General features: G+C 32.9%; 13 protein-coding genes. 4 read left to right on the top strand and 9 right to left on the bottom strand.

Annotated elements, in window-relative coordinates; translation table 11 throughout:
- Positions 1 to 202: 202 nt before the first annotated feature.
- Both ggt and AMQ68_RS11045 read left to right on the top strand, forming a co-directional pair.
- A complete protein-coding gene (ggt, locus tag AMQ68_RS11050) occupies positions 203 to 1,891 on the top strand; it encodes a gamma-glutamyltransferase (RefSeq protein WP_054511101.1) in 1,689 nt (562 codons plus the stop codon).
- Between the two features lie 162 nt (positions 1,892 to 2,053).
- On the top strand, positions 2,054 to 3,334 hold the full coding sequence (locus AMQ68_RS11045; protein WP_054510699.1) for a dicarboxylate/amino acid:cation symporter: 1,281 nt from the start codon (positions 2,054 to 2,056) through the stop codon (positions 3,332 to 3,334).
- A gap of 297 nt (positions 3,335 to 3,631) precedes the next feature.
- On the opposite strand, the gene AMQ68_RS11040 is transcribed toward AMQ68_RS11045, so the two are convergent.
- From AMQ68_RS11040 to gyrB, 9 genes are all read right to left on the bottom strand, one after another.
- Positions 3,632 to 4,483: a diacylglycerol kinase family protein gene (locus AMQ68_RS11040; RefSeq protein WP_054510698.1), complete on the bottom strand. Its 852-nt coding sequence runs from the start codon at positions 4,481 to 4,483 to the stop codon at positions 3,632 to 3,634.
- Positions 4,484 to 4,589: 106 nt separating this feature from the next.
- Positions 4,590 to 5,402, bottom strand: coding sequence for an RsiV family protein (locus AMQ68_RS11035; RefSeq protein WP_054510697.1), 813 nt, complete (start codon positions 5,400 to 5,402; stop codon positions 4,590 to 4,592).
- A 75-nt stretch (positions 5,403 to 5,477) separates the two neighbouring features.
- The gene (locus tag AMQ68_RS11030; protein WP_054510696.1) at positions 5,478 to 6,305 is read right to left on the bottom strand and encodes an RsiV family protein; all 828 of its coding nucleotides are present in this window, start codon (positions 6,303 to 6,305) and stop codon (positions 5,478 to 5,480) included.
- A 109-nt stretch (positions 6,306 to 6,414) separates the two neighbouring features.
- A complete protein-coding gene (locus AMQ68_RS11025; protein WP_241775108.1) occupies positions 6,415 to 8,352 on the bottom strand; it encodes a transglutaminase-like domain-containing protein in 1,938 nt (645 codons plus the stop codon).
- A 2-nt stretch (positions 8,353 to 8,354) separates the two neighbouring features.
- Complete coding sequence (locus AMQ68_RS11020; RefSeq protein ID WP_054510695.1) at positions 8,355 to 10,247, bottom strand: DUF3857 domain-containing protein; 1,893 nt, start codon at positions 10,245 to 10,247, stop codon at positions 8,355 to 8,357.
- A gap of 111 nt (positions 10,248 to 10,358) precedes the next feature.
- A complete protein-coding gene (locus AMQ68_RS11015) occupies positions 10,359 to 12,290 on the bottom strand; it encodes a transglutaminase-like domain-containing protein (RefSeq protein WP_054510694.1) in 1,932 nt (643 codons plus the stop codon).
- 2 nt (positions 12,291 to 12,292) lie between these two features.
- Positions 12,293 to 14,185, bottom strand: coding sequence for a DUF3857 domain-containing protein (locus tag AMQ68_RS11010; protein ID WP_054510693.1), 1,893 nt, complete (start codon positions 14,183 to 14,185; stop codon positions 12,293 to 12,295).
- 417 nt (positions 14,186 to 14,602) lie between these two features.
- Positions 14,603 to 15,472 carry a hypothetical protein gene (locus AMQ68_RS11005; protein ID WP_054510692.1) on the bottom strand — a complete coding sequence of 290 codons (870 nt, stop codon included), beginning with the start codon at positions 15,470 to 15,472 and terminating at the stop codon, positions 14,603 to 14,605.
- 152 nt (positions 15,473 to 15,624) lie between these two features.
- Positions 15,625 to 17,559, bottom strand: coding sequence for a DNA topoisomerase (ATP-hydrolyzing) subunit B (gyrB, locus tag AMQ68_RS11000; protein WP_054510691.1), 1,935 nt, complete (start codon positions 17,557 to 17,559; stop codon positions 15,625 to 15,627).
- 229 nt (positions 17,560 to 17,788) lie between these two features.
- On the opposite strand from gyrB, the gene AMQ68_RS10995 reads away from it, so the two are divergent.
- On the top strand, positions 17,789 to 19,132 hold the full coding sequence (locus tag AMQ68_RS10995; RefSeq protein ID WP_054510690.1) for a cytochrome ubiquinol oxidase subunit I: 1,344 nt from the start codon (positions 17,789 to 17,791) through the stop codon (positions 19,130 to 19,132).
- Positions 19,129 to 20,133 carry a cytochrome d ubiquinol oxidase subunit II gene (locus tag AMQ68_RS10990; protein ID WP_054510689.1) on the top strand — a complete coding sequence of 335 codons (1,005 nt, stop codon included), beginning with the start codon at positions 19,129 to 19,131 and terminating at the stop codon, positions 20,131 to 20,133. Before AMQ68_RS10995 ends, AMQ68_RS10990 begins: the two co-directional genes overlap by 4 nt.
- Positions 20,134 to 20,146 lie beyond the last annotated feature (13 nt).

Raw genomic sequence — 20,146 nt, 5'->3', positions numbered from 1 at the left:
TTCTAAAGAATAATTAAAAACTCAAAACAAAGACCATACAGATGAATTATAACCATTAAATAATATTATTAAATGAACATTATAAATTACATCCTATTTTAAAATACAAATAAAACAATTCACATGAACATTTCACATCTATTTAAGGAAGATTTTCATGAAAAAAATATATACTTTTGTTTATAAGAAAAATACAAATAATATGAAAGGACTCATTATCGCAGCATTATTCCTAGGTACTCAATTCTATTTGGGTCAGTTTACTGATATTACCATTGTAAAAGAAGTTAAAGTAAAAAACAAAGGCGTTGTGGTTTCTGCACATCCTCTTGCCAGTGAAGCCGGAGCCCAGATTCTCAAAATGGGAGGTAACGCGTATGATGCTATCACAGCAACGCAGTATGCTTTAGCCGTAGTTTATCCTCAAGCTGGAAACATCGGCGGCGGCGGTTTCTTAGTGGGCGTGAAAAATAATGGTGAAAAATTCACAATTGATTATCGTGAAACTGCTCCAAAAAAGGCTTCAAGAGATATGTATCTCAATAAAAACGGTAAAGCCGACACAGATTTATCCCAAAATGGAAGGTTAGCGGTAGGCATCCCAGGAAGTATCGCCGGATTTTTTGCTACTTTAAAATACTGTAAACTTCCTATGGCTAAAATCATCCAACCTGCTATTGATTTGGCTGAAAAAGGGTTTGCGATTACCGACAAGGAAGCTGATATGCTGAATTCTCAAAAAGAAAAATTTCAAAAACATAATAAATCGACGATTCTTTTTGTAAAAAATACTCCTTGGAAAGCAGGAGATATTTTGGTTCAGAAAGAATTGGCAGAAACGTTAAAGCTCATTCAGAAATTAGGAGCCAAAGGATTCTATGAGGGAAAAACAGCTGATCTTTTGATTGCCGAAATGAAAAGAGGAAACGGAATTATCACATTAGAAGATTTAAAAAATTATAAAGTTGCCGAAAGAAAAGCACTGGAATTCGATTATAAAGGAAACAATGTTGTCACCATGCCTCTACCTTCAAGCGGAGGTGTCCTTTTAGCTCAAATGTTAAGAATGGCTGCTTTTGAGAACTTAGAAAAGTATCAACAAAACTCCACTCCTGCCGTACAGATCATGGTAGAAGCAGAAAGAAGAGCCTATGCTGATAGAGCAGAATATATGGGGGATCCGGATTTCATTCAGGATAAAACGTCTTATTTGATCTCTGACGAATATTTAAAAAACAGATGGAAAAGTTTCAGTTTCAATAAAGCGACTCCAAGTTCAGAGGTTGGAAAAATCATTAAACAACCCAAAGAATCAACAGAAACTACCCATATTTCAGTGATTGATAAAGAAGGAAATGCAGCAGCAGTTACCACAACCCTTAACGGATATTACGGCAGCAAAGTACTGGTAACAGGAGCCGGTTTCTTTTTAAATAATGAAATGGATGACTTCTCTGTAAAACCTGGCGTTCCCAATATGTTTGGAGCGGTGGGTGGCGAGGCTAATTCCATCCAGCCTAATAAAAGAATGCTTTCCTCCATGACGCCAACAATTATTCTAAAAAACGGAAAACCATATATGGTGGTAGGAACTCCCGGAGGAACTACAATCCCAACTTCCGTATATCAATCTATTGTAGATGTTGTTGATTTTAAATTGAATGCCAATATTTCTGTTAATGCTCCAAAATTCCATCATCAATGGCTTCCTGAAACCGTTTCGGTGGAAAACAATTTCCCCGAATCTACCATTTCGGAATTAAAAGCTAAAAATTACGTCATTGAAAAAGTAAAATATATCGGAAAAACAGAAATGATTGTTATTGATGATACTGCAACGATTCACGCTGTGGCCGATGGTCGCGGGGATGATTCTGTAGCAGTGGAATAATTACCTGTTTATTATATTGATACTTAACTAAAGATCAGAGTCAATTATACTATAAAAAGTTTCGGCGGGGCTACAGCCCCTCCGAAACTTTTTATGATTTTCATCATGTATAAAGATAAATTTCCTTAATTTTCCTCATTTAAAATTATAAATACTTCTTTTTTGAAAGCAAAAAAATTCTATCAGCAGCTTTATTTCCAGGTTATTATTGCAATTATTGCAGGAATTCTTTTAGGAAGATTTTATCCTGAAGTAGGAGAAAAAATGAAACCATTGGGTGATGGTTTCATTAAATTGGTAAAAATGATTATTGCTCCGGTAATTTTCATAACCCTTACTTTGGGAATTGCCCACATGACCGATCTTAAAAAAGTAGGAAGAATTGCCGTAAAAGCAATGATCTATTTTTTTACTTTTTCTACTTTAGCTTTAATTATCGGTTTAATTGTCGGGAATATATTACAACCCGGGCACGGTTTAAATATTGATCCGGCTACTTTATCCGGCGATGTTTCACAATATCAGCAGAAAGCTCATGAAACAACCTTAACAGGATTTATCATGAACATCATTCCAGAAACCCTGTTTAGCCCGTTAGTGGGAGAAAATATTTTACAGGTTCTTCTGGTGGCCGTTTTAATGGGAGTTGCCTTGGTATTGACCAAAGAAAAAAGTCAGAGAATTACAGACTTCTTACAGGATCTTTCTACTCCAATCTTTAAAATTGTACACATGCTTATGAAATTAGCGCCCATTGGTGCTTTTGGAGCTATGGCATTTACGATTGGAAAATATGGACTTCATTCTGTTATAAATTTAATATTCTTAGTCGGCACCTTCTATATCACCTCTGCCCTTTTTGTTGTTTTGGTTTTGGGTGCTGTGGCTTGGTACAATGGTTTTAATATTTTTAAACTGATGTATTATCTGAAAGAAGAACTTCTTTTGGTATTAGGAACAAGCTCTTCCGAGTCAGCGCTTCCTGGGATTATGGAAAAGCTTGAAAAAGCAGGGTGCTCAAGAGCCATTGTAGGTTTGGTAGTTCCAACCGGATATTCTTTCAACCTTGACGGAACTAATATCTACATGACATTGGCTTCCTTATTCATCGCACAGGCTTTAAATATCGATCTTTCGATTGAAAAACAATTAATGTTACTTCTGGTTGCCATGCTAAGCTCAAAAGGAGCGGCAGGAGTTACAGGAGCAGGATTTGTAACGCTAGCAGCAACATTGGCCGTCGTTCCTGAAATTCCGATTGCTGGAATGACTTTGATTCTTGGAATTGATAAATTCATGAGTGAATGCCGTGCTTTAACCAATGTTATTGGAAATTCTGTCGCTACGGTAGTAGTTGCCAATTGGGAAAAACAATTAGATAAAGATCAGCTACACTACTGTTTGGATCATCCGAATGAGATTGAGAAGAAATTGGAGGTTTGATCTTCTCATTTTCAGGAGCTTAATCCCGCTTTCCACTGTATCTTTTTCGCCGATGCTTTTTTTTCAAAGCCTTATCACAAAAAGGATGTCGTTTCAATCGGGGCTAGAGTGTTTGTCTGGATTTAAATTATCGTCATAAAAACTCAACACATACTTTCTTTATCTTCCTGAAAGGATCTAAGCATAGTATTAGAAAATAGTATGGAAAGATTCGTGTATAGATTCCTACGGAATGACAAACTTTGTATTAAAAATCGTATTTGAAATTGCTTCGTCGCTTCGCTCCTCGCAATGACCTTAAATCAAAATATTCAAGCTAGAAGGCTGAACTTTAACGTGAATCGGTGATTTTATCTTATTGAATTCTCCATCCAAATGCCAGTTTTTGGTATTTACTTTAAATTCTATTTCGGAGACCGGAAGATAAGTCACATAATCATCGTCTTTCAGTTTCTTGGTAAACATTCTGTAGGCAAACAGCGCAGAATACGTTAAGGGAAACTTTTTAACCAATACCATATCTACCAAACCATCACTTTTGCTGGCGTTTGGAGCAATATAGGCGTTATTACCAAATTGGCGTGTATTCGCAATATTCAGCATTAAATATCTGCCATTGTATTGCTGATATTTTTCATCAGTAAACTTCACCTTGATCGGCTTATAATTAAAGAATGTTTTAAGAGAAACTTTGATGTAATTTTTGAATCCACGATCAGTTTTTTCAAACTCTTTCACCACTTTCCCATCGAAACCCGTTCCTGAAACATTGATAGAAAGCCTTTCATTCACCGTAAACGTATCTATTTTTCTGGATTTTTTCGCATTGATTTTTGCAAGAAGCTCATCTAAATTTTTGCTGAATTTTGTCTCATTAGAAAATCCGTTCCCGGAGCCCGCAGGAAAAATTGCTAAAATCTTTTCTGTACTGATGAGATTTTTTGCTACGGTAGAAATTGTTCCATCTCCTCCTATTGCTACAAATATATCTACTTTATCAAAATTGTATCGGATAAAATCATCCGTTCCCTGAATAGATTCTGAAATATAATACAGCGGATTTCCAACCTTTTTTATCAGTTCATTAAGAAATGGCTGATAATTTTTTTTGGCCGAAAAAGGATTGATGATAAAAGCTACTTTTTCCATTGCTACAAAAGTAAAAAATTGCTTTGTTATTCTAAAGGATTTTAATAGTATTTAATTTGAATTGAAAAATTAATGAATAATAAGATTCCAATATTCTCTTCATCGATTATTTAATCTTCATTCTTTGCTTAAATTCAATATTCAATGTGTTCCCCAACTCATTCCACGAAATAGGAATAACAATATCTCCAATGGAATATCCCTCTGCAATTTCCTCTGTATTGTAGTGGAAATAAAGATTATTTTCATCAAAATAAAAATTATTTGTCATAGGAACTTCTTTTGTGAGTAAAGTATTATACTCTAACACATCATATTTTTTCATCTGCTGCATCATCGTTGTTTTATCAATATTCTCATTGAGTATTTTTGAAAGTTTATCTTTTGAAATAGAAGTAATATCTTTGAGTTCTAACTCTTTATTATCATTCAGGTCAAAAACCTTTTCCGTATAGTTATAGTAATTATACAGTCCTCCAATAAACATACTTTCATAATATTGAATATGCAAATATTGATTTTCATTAAATTTAATATTCATTTGAGAAGTCTTTTCCCATTTCTGAAGCTGTTTTAAATGAGTAAATTTATTTGATTTTTTAAGCTTTGAGTATAATTCTTTTTTCTGAGTCTTTAAATATTTTACAAGACCTTCTTTAGAAAAGTCTTTAATATTTTTCTTATCATATATATTTTGAAGAAGATTTTTATCTGTTAGATTGGGAAACACTAATAATTGAGAAGAATATTTCACACTTAGCGAGTCAAAAACATTCGCCAGATCTTCTTCTATTACTGAATCTATGATGAAATTTACAGGAACATCAGACTGTACGTGTTTGTTTTTTATGCCGACTTCCTTGCATGCGGATAACATGATAAAAAAGGAGACAGCCAACATAATGACTGCTTTTTTCATATTAGTGTGTTTACATAACTAGGTCAAAAAATGTTCCAAAAATAAAAAAGCTTCCCATTTTGGAAGCTTTTTAGGTTATTTGATTTTCATTCTTTCTTTAAATTTAGCATTGAGAGTTCCTTTTAGTTCCTCCCATGAAATAGGAATAATAATATCTCCTGCCGCAAAGGCTGTAATCTCATAAGGACTGTAATGGAAATACAAATTCTTATCATCGAAATAAAAATTATCCGTTGCCGGAATTACATCTACTAAAAGCATTTCAGAATTATTGACCTTCCCATTTTCATCGGTTGTGCCCGTATTTATTTTATTAATATTTTGTTTTAATAGACCTTCCAGCTTATTCCTAGGCATTGAGGTTATATCTTTCAGCTCAACTTTCTTACTATTTTTCAAATCGAAAACTCGTTCATTATAACCATAATTATCATGCGCTCCGCCTTCATATGATCCCCAAATATATTGAATATGCATAAAATCATTCATGTTGGATTTTAAATTCATAGATGAACTCGTATACCATTCCTGATAATTTTCAACATCTAATACCCATTCTTTTGCATCTTTTTTAATAGATTTATAATATCCATCTTTATCTTTTTTGATAAAATTTTCAATCCCTGATTTTGAAAAGTCCTGAATATTTTTATTGGTAAAATAAATACTATCTAAGAGTTTTTTATCTTTAATAGAAGGAAAAACCAACATTTTGGAAGAATATTTTAGTTGTAAAGAATCGGTGATCATAATTGAATCATTCACTTTCACAGAATCTACAATGAATTTTTCTGCTTGCCCAACTTCTGTCTTTTCACCAGCTTTATTATTTGTTTCCGTCTTTTTACAGGCCGAAAAAATAAAGAAAGAAGATAGTGCTAAAACAGCAATGGTATTTTTCATAGTTTACATTTTTTCTTTTAAATGCAAAAACCATTCATTTTCTGAATGGTTTTACAATTATTTTAAAATTTAATCAACACAAATACATAATGCACTGATTTACATAACCTTATTTTTTAATAAGGCTGATCACCTGATTTTCAGTTTTTGAAGCGACTCCCCAAATTTGCTTAAACGCAGGATAATATTCTTTAGGATAATCTGCACTGTTCACTGTTGTTGTTGAGATAATTTCAAGCGTATTTCCTTTTTGCTCAACTACATAATTATAGGAGATCTCTTTATCTTCAGTAACAATTTTCTTACTTTTTGGAAGTTCTTCGATACTATATCCTTCAGGAATCTCTAATACCACTTTTTTTACTTTAACTAATGGTGAAATAAAATCTATTCTATACTTTCTTTGCTCTACTTGATCAAATTCATTACTATTCTTACTTAAAAACAACATAGGATTAATAATAATTTTCTTTCCTACTTTATCAATTAAATTATCTTCTAAGAATTTCATCGTACTTTCAAATTCTCCATTTTCAAGAATTTTTGAATTAATCTCTAAAAAATTTGTCGAAAAATTTTCTTTGTATTGTCTTTTATATTTATCTGCATTGTCATCATAACTTTCCTTGGAAAGGATGGCAAAAGTTCCTTTATCTTTATCTGAATAACTTCCAGAAATACTACCATTTTCATTTATTTTAGCTTCTATAGTAAGATATTTAAAACTAGGCTTTAAATTAATCATATCCAATTGCTTAGCTTTATCTTTTGAAAGCAAAATACCAAATTGATTCCAATCCCTTGGAGGTAATTCATTACATGAAGACTGCCTAGATGTAGCATCATATAAATGATATCCATCTTTAGTTTCGACCGCTGCTATAATAAAATCTACATTATAAGTACTTGGAAAAGCCATATTAATTATTCCATTGTTTACGGTTGAAATAAGAAGCGGATCTGCTTTTATACCTATCTCTCTAAGCATTGCTATTAACAAAAGATTTATCTCCGCGGCATTTCCAGTTTTAGATTCTATAAGTTTTTTAATACCGTTAGATGTAAAAATTCCTCTTTCTTTATTCCAAGTATATTGATTTTTCACAAAATTAAAGATTATATCCGCTTTTTCCTGCAAACTCTTTGCACTTAAAACTTCTATAGGCATATTTTCTTTTGCTATTTTAGCTTTGCCCAACTCTCCTCCAAAATGACTATTTTCATAGAGGTTTTTCATAATTTGATCCCACGTTAAATTATATTGTTCAAAACGTCCCAGAAAATTTATTGAATTAAGCTCAGCTTTTATTTTGGTCTTGTAATTATTATCATTTCCAACGAATTTTTCAGTTTTAAAACCTTTTACATTTTCAAATCCGAAACGATAGGTCTTATAAGGTATATTATAGAAACTATCATCTTGACTCAGTGTATATTTTGGATTTATTGATCCAGAATAATTCATACTGAACAAAATACTCTGTGGAGTATCTAATACATACTCAGTGTAAACAGAGGGAATTTCAGTTTCTATGAATACCTCAGGTATTGAAAGTAAAAAGGGGGATTCAATTTCATACTGATATTCTATAATTGACCCATCTTTCACATTAGGAAAAGCAAATTTAGTTATTGTTATATTTTTATCTTCTATGCTTTTATATTTTGAATCTTTGCTTACTTTCGTTGAAATAACTTTCCCATTTTCAATATTATAAGTAATTGCTTTCAACGTGACATATTCATGTTTATTACCAACCTCCATAAGCGGAATTTCCAAACTAAGCCATTTCTCAGCTTTTTCTTTACTATATATTTTTATTCTAGCAAAGAATTTTTTATGCAATTCACCAGTTTTTGCATCAATTACAAAATCTGACGATCTATGTAAAAACTCTGCTGGAGCATTTTCATCAATTAAAGATTTAGGTTTCGATAAGTCAGCCTCATTAAACTTAGGTATTTTAAGAAATTCATGCTTTTGAGCAGTCATAGCATTAAATATTATTAAATTACAGAGAAGCAATATTATTTTCTTAATATTCATATTTATATTTTAGTAATTAAAATCTTTGAGTTATCAACGTTGATTATCTTTTTTCTGAAATTCACATAGCTATTATATTTATCTTTTGTATATATTCCTTTGTTTATTTTTATAACTCGTTGGATTTTTAAATAGTCACCATTTTTTACAATTTTCAAAGAATACTCTCCGAATTCTGAAGTAGTACTAAAGTTTTCAGGAATTTCTTCTATTTTATAATTTTGAGGAATAACAAAATCAATATCATAATCATCTTCAAAAGATTGGTTTATTTCAAATGGAAGCTCTCTATTTTCATCTGATTTATAAATTGTACTTGAAAAAATAGGAATAGCTCTAAACATCAGACTATTTCCCGCCTTTTTTGAAAAATTTAATGCCTTAAAATTAACTTGGAATTTTGCTATTACCTTATCTCTGTCATTTATAAAGTCTTTCATTTCAACTTTTTCTAAATTTAAAACATCAAACTGCTTTTTTAGTACTTCATTTTTTTCTTTTGGCGATAAACTTATATATCCAAAAACATGGTCATATTGACTTCCTGTAAATGACATTACTCCTTCAACATCAATACTATTATCTTCGTTAATTTTCACAGTCAATACCTGCTTTTCATTATTTTGTTCTACAGAGTAACTCGGCGTATTGATCAACTCTATCCCATCCTTTTTTATTAGAAGTGTATTTCTATCTGTTGTAGAATAGCTTAAATGATTAAAAGCTATCTGCTGAGAGGTATTTTCAAGCCAGATATTTCCTTTTTCTGTAGGCACCATTAAAATAACATGATTTCCACCCATTTTAGGAAAATTAGGGTCAAACGAAACTTGTGAAGGACTTGAGTTGATAACACAATAGTAAGAAGGTATACCGGCCTCTTCTAATAACATTCTCATATAATTCGTCAATCCTTTACAGTCTCCATATCCCTTTTTATGTACCTCATCAGGAAGCATCGGCTGCCAGCCTCCAATTCCTAATGCAACAAATATATATCTTGTTTTCGTTTGCATATACTGGTACAATTTTTTTACTTTATCTTCCGTTGAGCCCTGCAAATTAAGAGAAGTTACTTCTGCTTTAATTGAAGGAGTAGAAATTGAAACAGGCTGCAAGATATTATTATAGTACCATATCCCAAATTCTTTCCAACTATTTATATCCCCTTCTTTACCTTCCAAATTAAACTTAGCTAAAGAGAAACTTACTTTAGGAAGTATTTTAACTGGTTGAGGAAGTAAGGAAACTTCATCAATAGCAGCTATATTTCGATACATATATTCTTTTCCTTCGCTATCATTTTTTTCTATCACAGCAGAGTAATTATATTGAGAAGGATATATTTTTGTTCGAAGTTCTATTCCGGATTTATTAATAATTTTAAATTGAGCTTCTTCCAACGAAGTGTTAATTGTTGAAAACGGCACAAAATCTGGAATAAAAACCGTATTCTCATTAATTGTACTATATGAAAAATCTATAGTATAGGGATATTGCACTGAAACATAGGGTAAAATTAAAATTCTACTATCAGAATAAAATGAACTTTGTGAATTATTAGAGAAATCTTTGAAATCAGATTTAGAAAAATTTTTAACTTTTTTCCCAAATTCATCATATACTGTAACTTTTACATCATATACATGATCTCCCTTTTCATAAGGAATAAATACAATTGCATGGGCTACTCCGTCTTTATTCAATACAGTAGTTACCGTATTATACTGATATTTAATTTCATTGATCTTGTTAATTTGTACAATAGTAAAATCTTTTCTGATAACCGCATCTGCGTTTCTCTTAAGACTTTCTGGAATTCCATTCACTGGAAAGGTCTGTGAATAATGCATCGTAGCTATTGAAATAGCCCCAATACAAAATATTTTCATCATGGTTATTAAAATTTAACAAAAATAGTAAAATATCAATAACTTTTTCAAGTTTTTTATTTTGATATACTATTTAAGATATTCATCTGGAGTTTACAAAATTATATAATAATCTTACTTTTTAATTAAACTTATTACCTGATTTTCAGTTTTTGAAGCGACTCCCCAAATTTGCTTAAACGCAGGATAATATTCTTTAGGATAATCTGCACTATTCACTGTTGTTGTTGAGATAATTTCAAGCGTATTTCCTTTTTGCTCAACTACATAATTATAGGAGATCTCTTTATCTTCAGTAACAATTTTCTTGCTTTTTGGAAGTTCCTCGATACTATATCCTTCAGGAATCTCTAACACCACTTTTTTTACTTTTGTATAGGGAGAGATAAAATCAATCGTATATTTTCTTTGTTCTGTTTGATCAAACTCATTTGAATTTTTATTTAAAAACAGCATCGGGTTAATAATCATCTTCTTTCCTACCCTGTCTATTAAATTATCCGAAGAAAACTTCATGGTACTTTCAAAATCTCCACTTTCCAATACTTTAGAATCAATGTCTGTAAAATCTATCGCATAATTTTCTTTGTATTGCTTTTTATATTTTTCATTATTGTCATCATAATTTTCTTTTACGAACATAGCAAAGGTTCCGGTATCTTTATCAGAATAGGTTCCTGAAATACTTCCATCTTCATTGATCTTTGCATTGGCTGTAAGGTAAGTAAAACTAGGTTTAGCATTCACCATTTGCATTTGTTTTACTTTATCTTTTGATAATAAAATTCCATACTGATTCCAATCTCTTGGAGGCAACTGATCCATAGAAGACTGCTTTGAAGTAGCATCATAAATATGTAATCCTTCTTTAGTCTCAATCGCGACAATCACAAAATTCATATTAGAAACATTAGGAGAAATCAAATTAATTAATCCTTTATTTACCGTAGAAATAAGAACCGGATCTGCCTTAACACCAGCCTCACGAAGCATCATGACCAAGAATAGATTAATTTCTGCAGCATTTCCTGTTTTGGTTTCCAACATCTTTTTTATTCCATCTTCTGTATAAATTCCTCTGTCATTATTCCATGTAAAAGTCTTTTGTACATAATTAAAAATAGCATTTGCCTTTTCTACATCCGTTTTCAAGTCCGCAATTCCTGCCGGCATATTTTCTTTGGCCAGCTTTGATCTTTTCAACTCTCCGCCGAAATCTTCATTCTGATACAGTCTCTCTTTTATCTCTTCCCAAGAAGATGAATAGAGTTTTAGTTCTTTAAAATTTGTAGAATTTAATTCTGCACTTACTTTCGTTCTATAGTTTTTATCGTTTTTAACAAACTTTTCAGTTTTAAAACCTTTGAGATTCTCATATCCAAATCTGTAGGTTTTATATTGCGTTCCATATAAAATTTTTTCTTCTATAATTCTATGCTTAGGACTCAATGAACCAGTATAATTAATATTATAAGAAATATTTAGAGGGTTCTCCAAAACATATTCTGTATATAATGAAGGGGTATCTCCTTCTATAATTATTTCAGGAATAGCAAATAAAAATGGAGAAGCAACTTCATACTGATACTCAATAACAGATCCATTTTTCACATTCGGAAATGCGAATTTGGTTATGGAAAGGTATTTACTTTCCTTACTTTTATATTTTGAACTTTTCTCTACTTTAGTGGGTACTACCACTCCATTTTCTAAATTGTAGGTAAACGCTTTTATTTTATTCAGTTTTTCTTCGCTACTTCCGTTTTTATAAAGAGGAATTTCTAAATTCAACCAATCTTCCGCCTTATCTTTATCATAGATCTTAACTCTGTAAAAAGCTTTCTTATAAAGAAGTCCCGTAGAGGTATCAATCATAAAATGCTGAGATTTATATAAAATTTCAGCGGGAGCATTTTCATCCAATCCTGATTTTTGCTTGGATAAATCTGCATCATTAAACTTTGGAGGATTTAGAAATTCATGCTTTTGAGCATCAATAAATATTAAATTTATTGTGCAAAAGGCAATTAACACTATTTTTTTCATGCTTAGATCTTAGTAATTAGAATTTTTGAGTTATCGTTGTTTATTGTTTTTTTTCTGAAACTGATATAATCGTTATACTTCTCTTTTGGATAAATACCTTTATTAATACGAATTTTTCTATTCACCTTCAGCTGGGTTCCGTTCTTTACAAAACTTAATGCATACGTTCCAAACTCAGAATTGAAAGTAACATCATTAGGAATCTCATCTATTTTGAAGTTAGTAGGAATCGCAAAATTAATTTCATATTCATCTTCAAAAGACTGTCCTATTTCAAAAGGAAGCTCTCTATTTTCTTCTGTTTTATAAACAGCATTAGAAAATATCGGTACCGCTCTGAATATCATGCTGCTTCCCGCATTTTTAGAATAATTGTTCGCTTTAAAATCTAAGTTGTAGGTAGCAACAGCATGATCACGATCATTCACAAAGTTTTTCATTTCAACTTTCTCAAAATTCAATGCACTTAATCGTGTTTTTACCGCTTCATTCTTTTCTTTTGGAGATAGATTGGCAAAACCTAAATTGAAATCATATTGACTTCCGGTATAAGAAAATTCACCTTCTCCCGTTAGGCTATTATCTTCATTAACCTTTACTTTTAATATCTGCTTTTCTCTGTTTTTATCAGCTGAAGAACTAGGTGTATTCATCAATTCTATCCCATTCTTTTTGATCGAAAGAACATTTCTGTCTGTTGTTCTATACGTTAAATGATTAAAAGCGGTTTGTTGAGACGTATTTTCAAGCCAGATGTTTCCTTTTTCTGTAGGCACCATTAAAATAACATGATTCCCTCCCATTTTAGGAAAATCAGGATCAAAAGAAATATCAGAAGAGCTAGAATTAATTACTGAGTAATAGGAAGGAATGCCCGCCTCATCAAGAAGAATTTTCATGTAATTCGTCAATCCTTTACAATCTCCATATCCTTTTTTATGCACCTCATCAGGAAGCATGGGTTGCCAGCCTCCAATTCCTAATGCAACAAATATATACCTTGTTTTCGCCTGCATATATTGATAGAGTTTTTTCACTTTCTCTTCTGTAGAACCTTGTAGGTTAAGGCTTGTAACCTCAGCTTTAATAGTCGGTGTAGAAACAGAAACAGGCTGTAAAATACTATTATAATACCAAGAACCGAAATCGGACCAAGTGGTGAGGTTCCCCTGTTTTCCTTCCAGATTAAATTTTGCCAATGCAAAACTTACTTTCGGAAGTATTTTTTCAGGTTGCGGCACTAAATTAACTTCATCAATTGCTAAAACATTTTTGTAGGTATATGTTTTTTCTGTTCCGGAATTATTTTCTATTACTGAAGTGTAATTATATTTTGAAGGATAAATCTTTGTTCTAAGATCAATACCCGATTTATTAATGATCTTCACCTGTTTTTCTTCCACCGAAGTATTGATCGTGGAAAAAGGAATAAAATCTGGCATAAAAACGGTGTTTTCATCCGAAATCTGATAAGAAAATTCAATAGTATACGGATATTGAACCGGAGTATATGTTAAACTTAAAAACCTATTATCGGAATAAAAAACGCCTTGTGAATTATTCGCAAAATCACCAAAATCAGACTTTGAATATGATTTTATTTTCTTCCCGGATTCGTCATACACAATAACTTTCACATCCGAGATCTGATCGCCTTTTTCATAAGGAATATAAGCAATGGCTTTCTCATCTCCATCTTTGGAGAGAACCGTTGTCACTTTGTTATACTGGTATTTTATTTCATCAATCTTATTGATCAGAATCGTTGTAAAATCTTTTCGGACAACAACATTCGCATTCTTCTTTAAATTCTCCGGTATTGCCGAAGCAGGATACGTTTGCGCATAGTACAGGGAAGCGATAGAGAAAGCCCCAATACAGAATATTTTCATCATGGTTATTAAAATTATGCAAAAGTAGTGAAATCTTAATAAGTGTTAAAATTAATTTATAATCATAAAAAAAATACCTCAATAATCGTGTATTTGATCCATAATAATCCCTGTTTTACTTGGCGAGTCTTACAAAAAATAAGTTTAACGAGTTATTACTGTTTATGATATATAGTCTTCTCCTTAATAAGCAGAAAATTAGCCTTTTATTGACTGATAAAAATAGCATCCCCTTAATGTTCATTCAGTTTGATTCTTGATTCAATAATTTCTATCATGATTTACAGTGAATGAATTTGCAGTCCTATTCATCAACTATAAATAAAAACACTTATATCTACACTAACTCATTTCATAAAGTATGAATAAAAAAAAAAGACCCCATTACTGAAGTCTTTTTAAGCTTATAGTAAAAGTATTTTATTTTAGTCGTTTTACAGAAAAGAAGGTTAATGAATTATTACCGTTTATCGTTGACAATCCTCTCATTAATAAAGTAGCCGTATTACTTGTTTGTTGACCTATATAAAATGAGTAAGTCTTAGAAGCTAATAAATCCATAGATACTAAATAGCTGTAATTTTTTACTTGTCCAACACCCAAATTAACTACTGTATCTAAGCCGAAAGCATTCCATGTATTATCCGTAACATTAAATATTCCGTAATAGAGATTCCCACTTAATGGCCCTCCACTTTGCACCTGTATGGGAAAGTTCATACTTATTAAATACGTTCCATCGTTCTTTACAGTGAATGAATTTGTAGAAGTAGTACCTGTAAAAGTATTATAGTTATCAATTAATTTAACCGTCATTTGTCCAATTGGATTTCGGTTTGTGGCTCCTGTAGGATTATCTGAGCTTGTAGGAATAGTCCAGTCATTAGCTAGTCTCATAGACATCTCCTGTGCTACCTGCAATACCCCATTAATCATAATAACACTTCCGGTACCATTGGGTAACGTATTAATAGCATCTACCAAATGTTTCCAAACTGTTCCGTCAAAATAGTAATTCCCTGCAGTAGTAACGTTTACAGTTTGTCCTGCCGGAGCAGAATCCGCTGTTGTTACATATACTTGCGCTCCTGTTTGAGCAGCAGTATAAGTCTTAGCTCTTAACTGGTTTCCTGTAATTCTTGGAGGAATAATTCCATCTAAACTTGAAGGAGTAGCAGGTTTCCCTGTAACATCTAATGAAGCTTGTGGGGCTGAAGTATTAATACCAATCTGTGCGTTTACAATAGTAAACAATCCTGCCATAGAGGCAAGCATGAATAATTTTTTCATTTCTATTTGTATTTTTATGAGACAAATATATATTTTTTCACATATCCAAGAAATGTTTTTCTATAATTTAACATTTTTAATAAGACATTAACAAAAACAAAAAAAAGACTTCATTTCTGAAGTCTTTCTATTTTTCTATCGCTAAAAATTAATTAAACATCAATCTTAGCATATTTTGCATTCTTTTCGATAAATTCTCTTCTTGGTGGAACTTCGTCTCCCATCAACATAGAGAATACACTGTCTGCTTCTACTGCATTATCAATTGTTACCTGCTTCAAGATTCTGTGTTCAGGGTTTAGAGTTGTTTCCCAAAGTTGTTCAGGATTCATCTCTCCAAGACCTTTATAACGCTGAACCTCTACCCCTTTACCATCCGGAGACATTTCCAATGTAAACTCTTCACGTTCTTTTTCGTTATAAGCATATACTTTCTTGTTTCCTCTTTTTAATAAATACAAAGGAGGTTGAGCAATATAAATATATCCGTTCTCAATAAGCTCTTTCATAAATCTAAAGAAGAAGGTAAGAATCAAAGTTGAAATGTGAGAACCGTCAATATCAGCATCGGTCATGATCACCACTTTGTGGTATCTTAATTTTGCGATATTTAATGCCTTACTATCTTCCTCTGTACCTACAGAAACTCCAAGAGCGGTATAAATGTTCTTGATTTCCTCGTTATCATATACTTTATGAAGCATTGATTTTTCAACATTCAAGATCTTACCTCTCAAAGGTAAAATAGCCTGAAAATGTCTGTCACGGCCTTGTTTTGCCGTTCCACCTGCTGAATCTCCCTCCACTAGGAACAGTTCAGATTCTGCGGGGTCTTTAGATGAACAGTCAGATAATTTCCCCGGAAGACCAGAACCACCCATTGGTGATTTTCTCTGAACCATTTCACGGGCTTTTTTCGCTGCCTGTCTAGCTTTTGCTGCTAAAACAACTTTTTGAACGATAATTCTAGCCTCGTTAGGATTTTCTTCCAAGAAGTTAGAAAGCATTTCTCCTACAATTTTATCAACCGCACCAGAAACTTCAGAGTTTCCTAATTTCGTTTTCGTTTGTCCTTCAAACTGAGGCTCCATTACTTTTACAGAAATCACGGCTGTTAATCCTTCACGGAAGTCATCTCCTGTAATTTCTACTTTTTCTTTAGCCGGAATTCCTAAATCATCCGCATACTTCTTCAAAGTTCTCGTTAAAGCACGTCTGAAACCTGCTAAGTGAGTACCTCCTTCATGCGTGTTGATATTATTAACATAAGAGTGAAGATTTTCGCTGAATGAAGTATTGTAACGCATTGCAACTTCTACAGGAATATCATCTCTTTCTGCTTCCATGAAAATTACGTGCTCCATAATAGACTCACGGTTTCCATCGATATACTCAACAAATTCTTTTAATCCCCCTTCAGAATGGAAAATCTCCGAAGGAAATGATCCGTCTTCGTTAGGCTCTCTTTCATCAATAAGTGTAATGGTAATTCCTTTATTAAGGAAAGCCAATTCTCTTAATCTTGTAGCAAGCGTATCGTAGTTATAAACAAGCTCCTGGAAGATTGTTCCATCCGGTTGAAAGAAAACCTCAGTTCCTCTCTCATCGGTAGTTCCTATTTCAGCAACATCTGCTAATGCTTTACCTTCTGAATATTTTTGTTGATATAATTTTCCATCACGGCTTACCGTAGCTATTAATAAAGTTGAAAGTGCATTCACACAAGAAACCCCAACTCCATGAAGACCTCCGGATACTTTGTAAGAATCTTTATCAAATTTTCCTCCGGCTCCAATTTTAGTCATTACAACTTCTAGAGCAGATTTTTGTTCTTTTTCGTGAAAATCTACAGGAATACCTCTACCATTATCTTTTACAGAGATGCTTTCTCCAGCATGAATGGTTACTTTAATGGTATCACAATGCCCTGCCAAAGCCTCATCAATAGAGTTATCTACTACTTCATAAACCAAATGATGAAGACCTCTTACTCCTACATCTCCAATGTACATAGATGGTCTTAATCGAACGTGTTCCATCCCTTCTAAGGCTTGGATACTACTAGCTGTATATTGTTTTTGACTCATATTAAATGTTAAAATCTTGCTATATGCAAAGACCTACAAATATCGTGATTTTTTTCGATTTATCAAAGTTAAAAAGTGTCAAAAAACGTAGAATTTTAAAGCGTTTATTACGTAAAATTTTAATTGAAAAAATCAAAGTTAAAATGTATTTCCAGAACCTCAACTGTTTTAAATCATATCAAACATCCATAATTTATACGTAAATTTATTTATTCAAAAATTGTTTATTATGGACGACTTCCTTGCAGCTCGTGCCCAAATGGCCATATCCCTAGGTTTTCACATTGTTTTTGCCTGTGTAGGTATGGTGATGCCTTTCTTAATGGCTTTTGCCCACTGGAAATATTTAAAAACCAATAATGAAATCTATAAAGGGCTCACCAAAGCCTGGAGCAAAGGGGTTGCGATCTTATTTGCTACCGGCGCCGTTTCAGGAACGATGCTTTCTTTTGAATTAGGACTTCTATGGCCCGGATTTATGAAACATGCCGGACCTATTTTCGGAATGCCTTTTTCTCTTGAAGGAACCGCCTTTTTTATCGAGGCCATTGCGATTGGTTTTTTCCTGTATGGTTGGGATAAATTCAACAAATGGTTTCACTGGTTTTGCGGATTTTTAGTCGGATTGAGCGGATTGGCTTCAGGAATTCTGGTAGTTGCCGCCAATGCCTGGATGAATTCTCCTTCAGGTTTTGATTATATTAACGGACAATATGTAAACATAGATCCTATAAAAGCGATGTTTAATGATGCTTGGTTTCCACAGGCGCTCCATATGACCGTTGCCGCATTTTGTGCCACAGGCTTTGTGGTAGCGGGAGTGCATGCTTATTTAATCATGCAAAAGAAAAATGTTGAATTCCATACGAAAGCTTTTAAAATTGCAGCAGGATTTGCATTGATTGGTGCTTTTGGTGCTCCTTTAACAGGTGATGTTGCTGCTAAATCTGTTGCAGAAAGACAGCCCATTAAATTAGCCGCCATGGAAGCTCATTTTGAAACAGAAAAAGGAGCCGCATTTGTGTTGGGAGGAATTCCTGATGAAGAAAAAGGCGAAGTGAAATATGCGTTAAAAATTCCAAAAGTACTGAGCTTTTTAGTAAGCAATGATTTTAATTCGGAAGTAAAAGGTCTGAAGGATTTCCCAAGAGATGAATGGCCTCCGGTTGCTGTTGTTCACTATGCATTTCAGATTATGATTTTCTTCGGAGTTGTGATGATTTGTATAGGTATGGTTTATTTATATGCTGTTTTCTTCAAGAAAGAATGGCTGACTAAAAACTGGCTGTTAAAAACATTTTTCTTCGCCACTCCTTTCGGATATATCGCTTTAGAAGCGGGCTGGACAGTTACTGAGGTAGGAAGACAACCCTGGATTATTTACGGAATTATGAAAACAGTAGACGCCGTAACGCCGATGCCCGGAATTCAATATTCATTTTACTTTTTTACGGCCATCTTTGTGTCTTTATCATTAATTATCATCTTTCTTTTGAAAAGACAGATCCACATGGTTCCGAAATTGTATGACCCTACCGACGCTCAGTTTAACGATAAAAATAACAAATCATGATCTACGTTGTAATCGGCTTTCTTTGGCTATCCATTTGCTTGTATGTAATTTTAGGTGGTGCTGATTTCGGGGCAGGAATTGTTGAGCTTTTCACCAAAAAAAGAGCCCGCCATAAAACGAAAGAAATCATGTATGAATCTATTGCACCGGTTTGGGAAGCCAATCATATGTGGTTGATTATTGCTATTGTAATTCTTTTCGTAGGGTTTCCAGAAATCTACACTACCCTTTCTACCTACCTTCATATTCCTTTAGTATTACTTCTTTTAGGAATTATTGCAAGAGGAACTGCATTTACTTTCAGACATTACGATGCGGTACAAGACAAATGGCAGGTGCTGTATACTCATATTTTCTATTATGCCAGCTTTTTAACCCCTTTCTTTTTGGGATTAATTGCTGCTGCAACAGTTTCCGGATCTATTAATCCTGATGCTACAACATTTTTAGATTTATATATCTTCAGCTGGCTTAATTGGTTTGGAGTCGCAGTAGGATTTTTCACCATTTCATTGTGTGCGTATCTGGCTTCCGTTTTCGCATTAAGAGAAACGACAGACAGACTGGAATTAGGCTTAATGATCAAAAAATCAAAACAGACAATGATTTTTGTGGTTATTACCGGAGCATTGGTATTTTTAACCGCTCATCTTTCAAATATTCCGTTGGTGACTTGGGTTTTCTCAAAGCCTCTGGGAATTATGGCGATCTTTTTTGCAACGGTTGCTTTGGGATTGATCTTACGTGCTATGAACAGCAGAAAACTACTTCCTGTAAGAGCATTGGCAGGATTTCAAATTATTATGATTTTGGTTGCAGCAACCTATCAACATAATCCGAATATTATTTTATTAGGAAACGGTGATCATCTGTCTTTACTATACCATGTAGCAGCACCAAAAACAATTTCAGCCTTGGGCTGGGCATTGATGTTGGGCTCATTGTTTATTCTTCCGTTTTTGTTTTATCTGATGTATTCATTCAGTAAATTGAGAAAATAGAATCTTGAAGTAA

Source organism: Chryseobacterium sp. ERMR1:04, from assembly GCF_001297705.1.
GTDB lineage: Bacteria > Bacteroidota > Bacteroidia > Flavobacteriales > Weeksellaceae > Chryseobacterium.
This window is presented reverse-complemented; position numbering and strand designations above follow the sequence as displayed.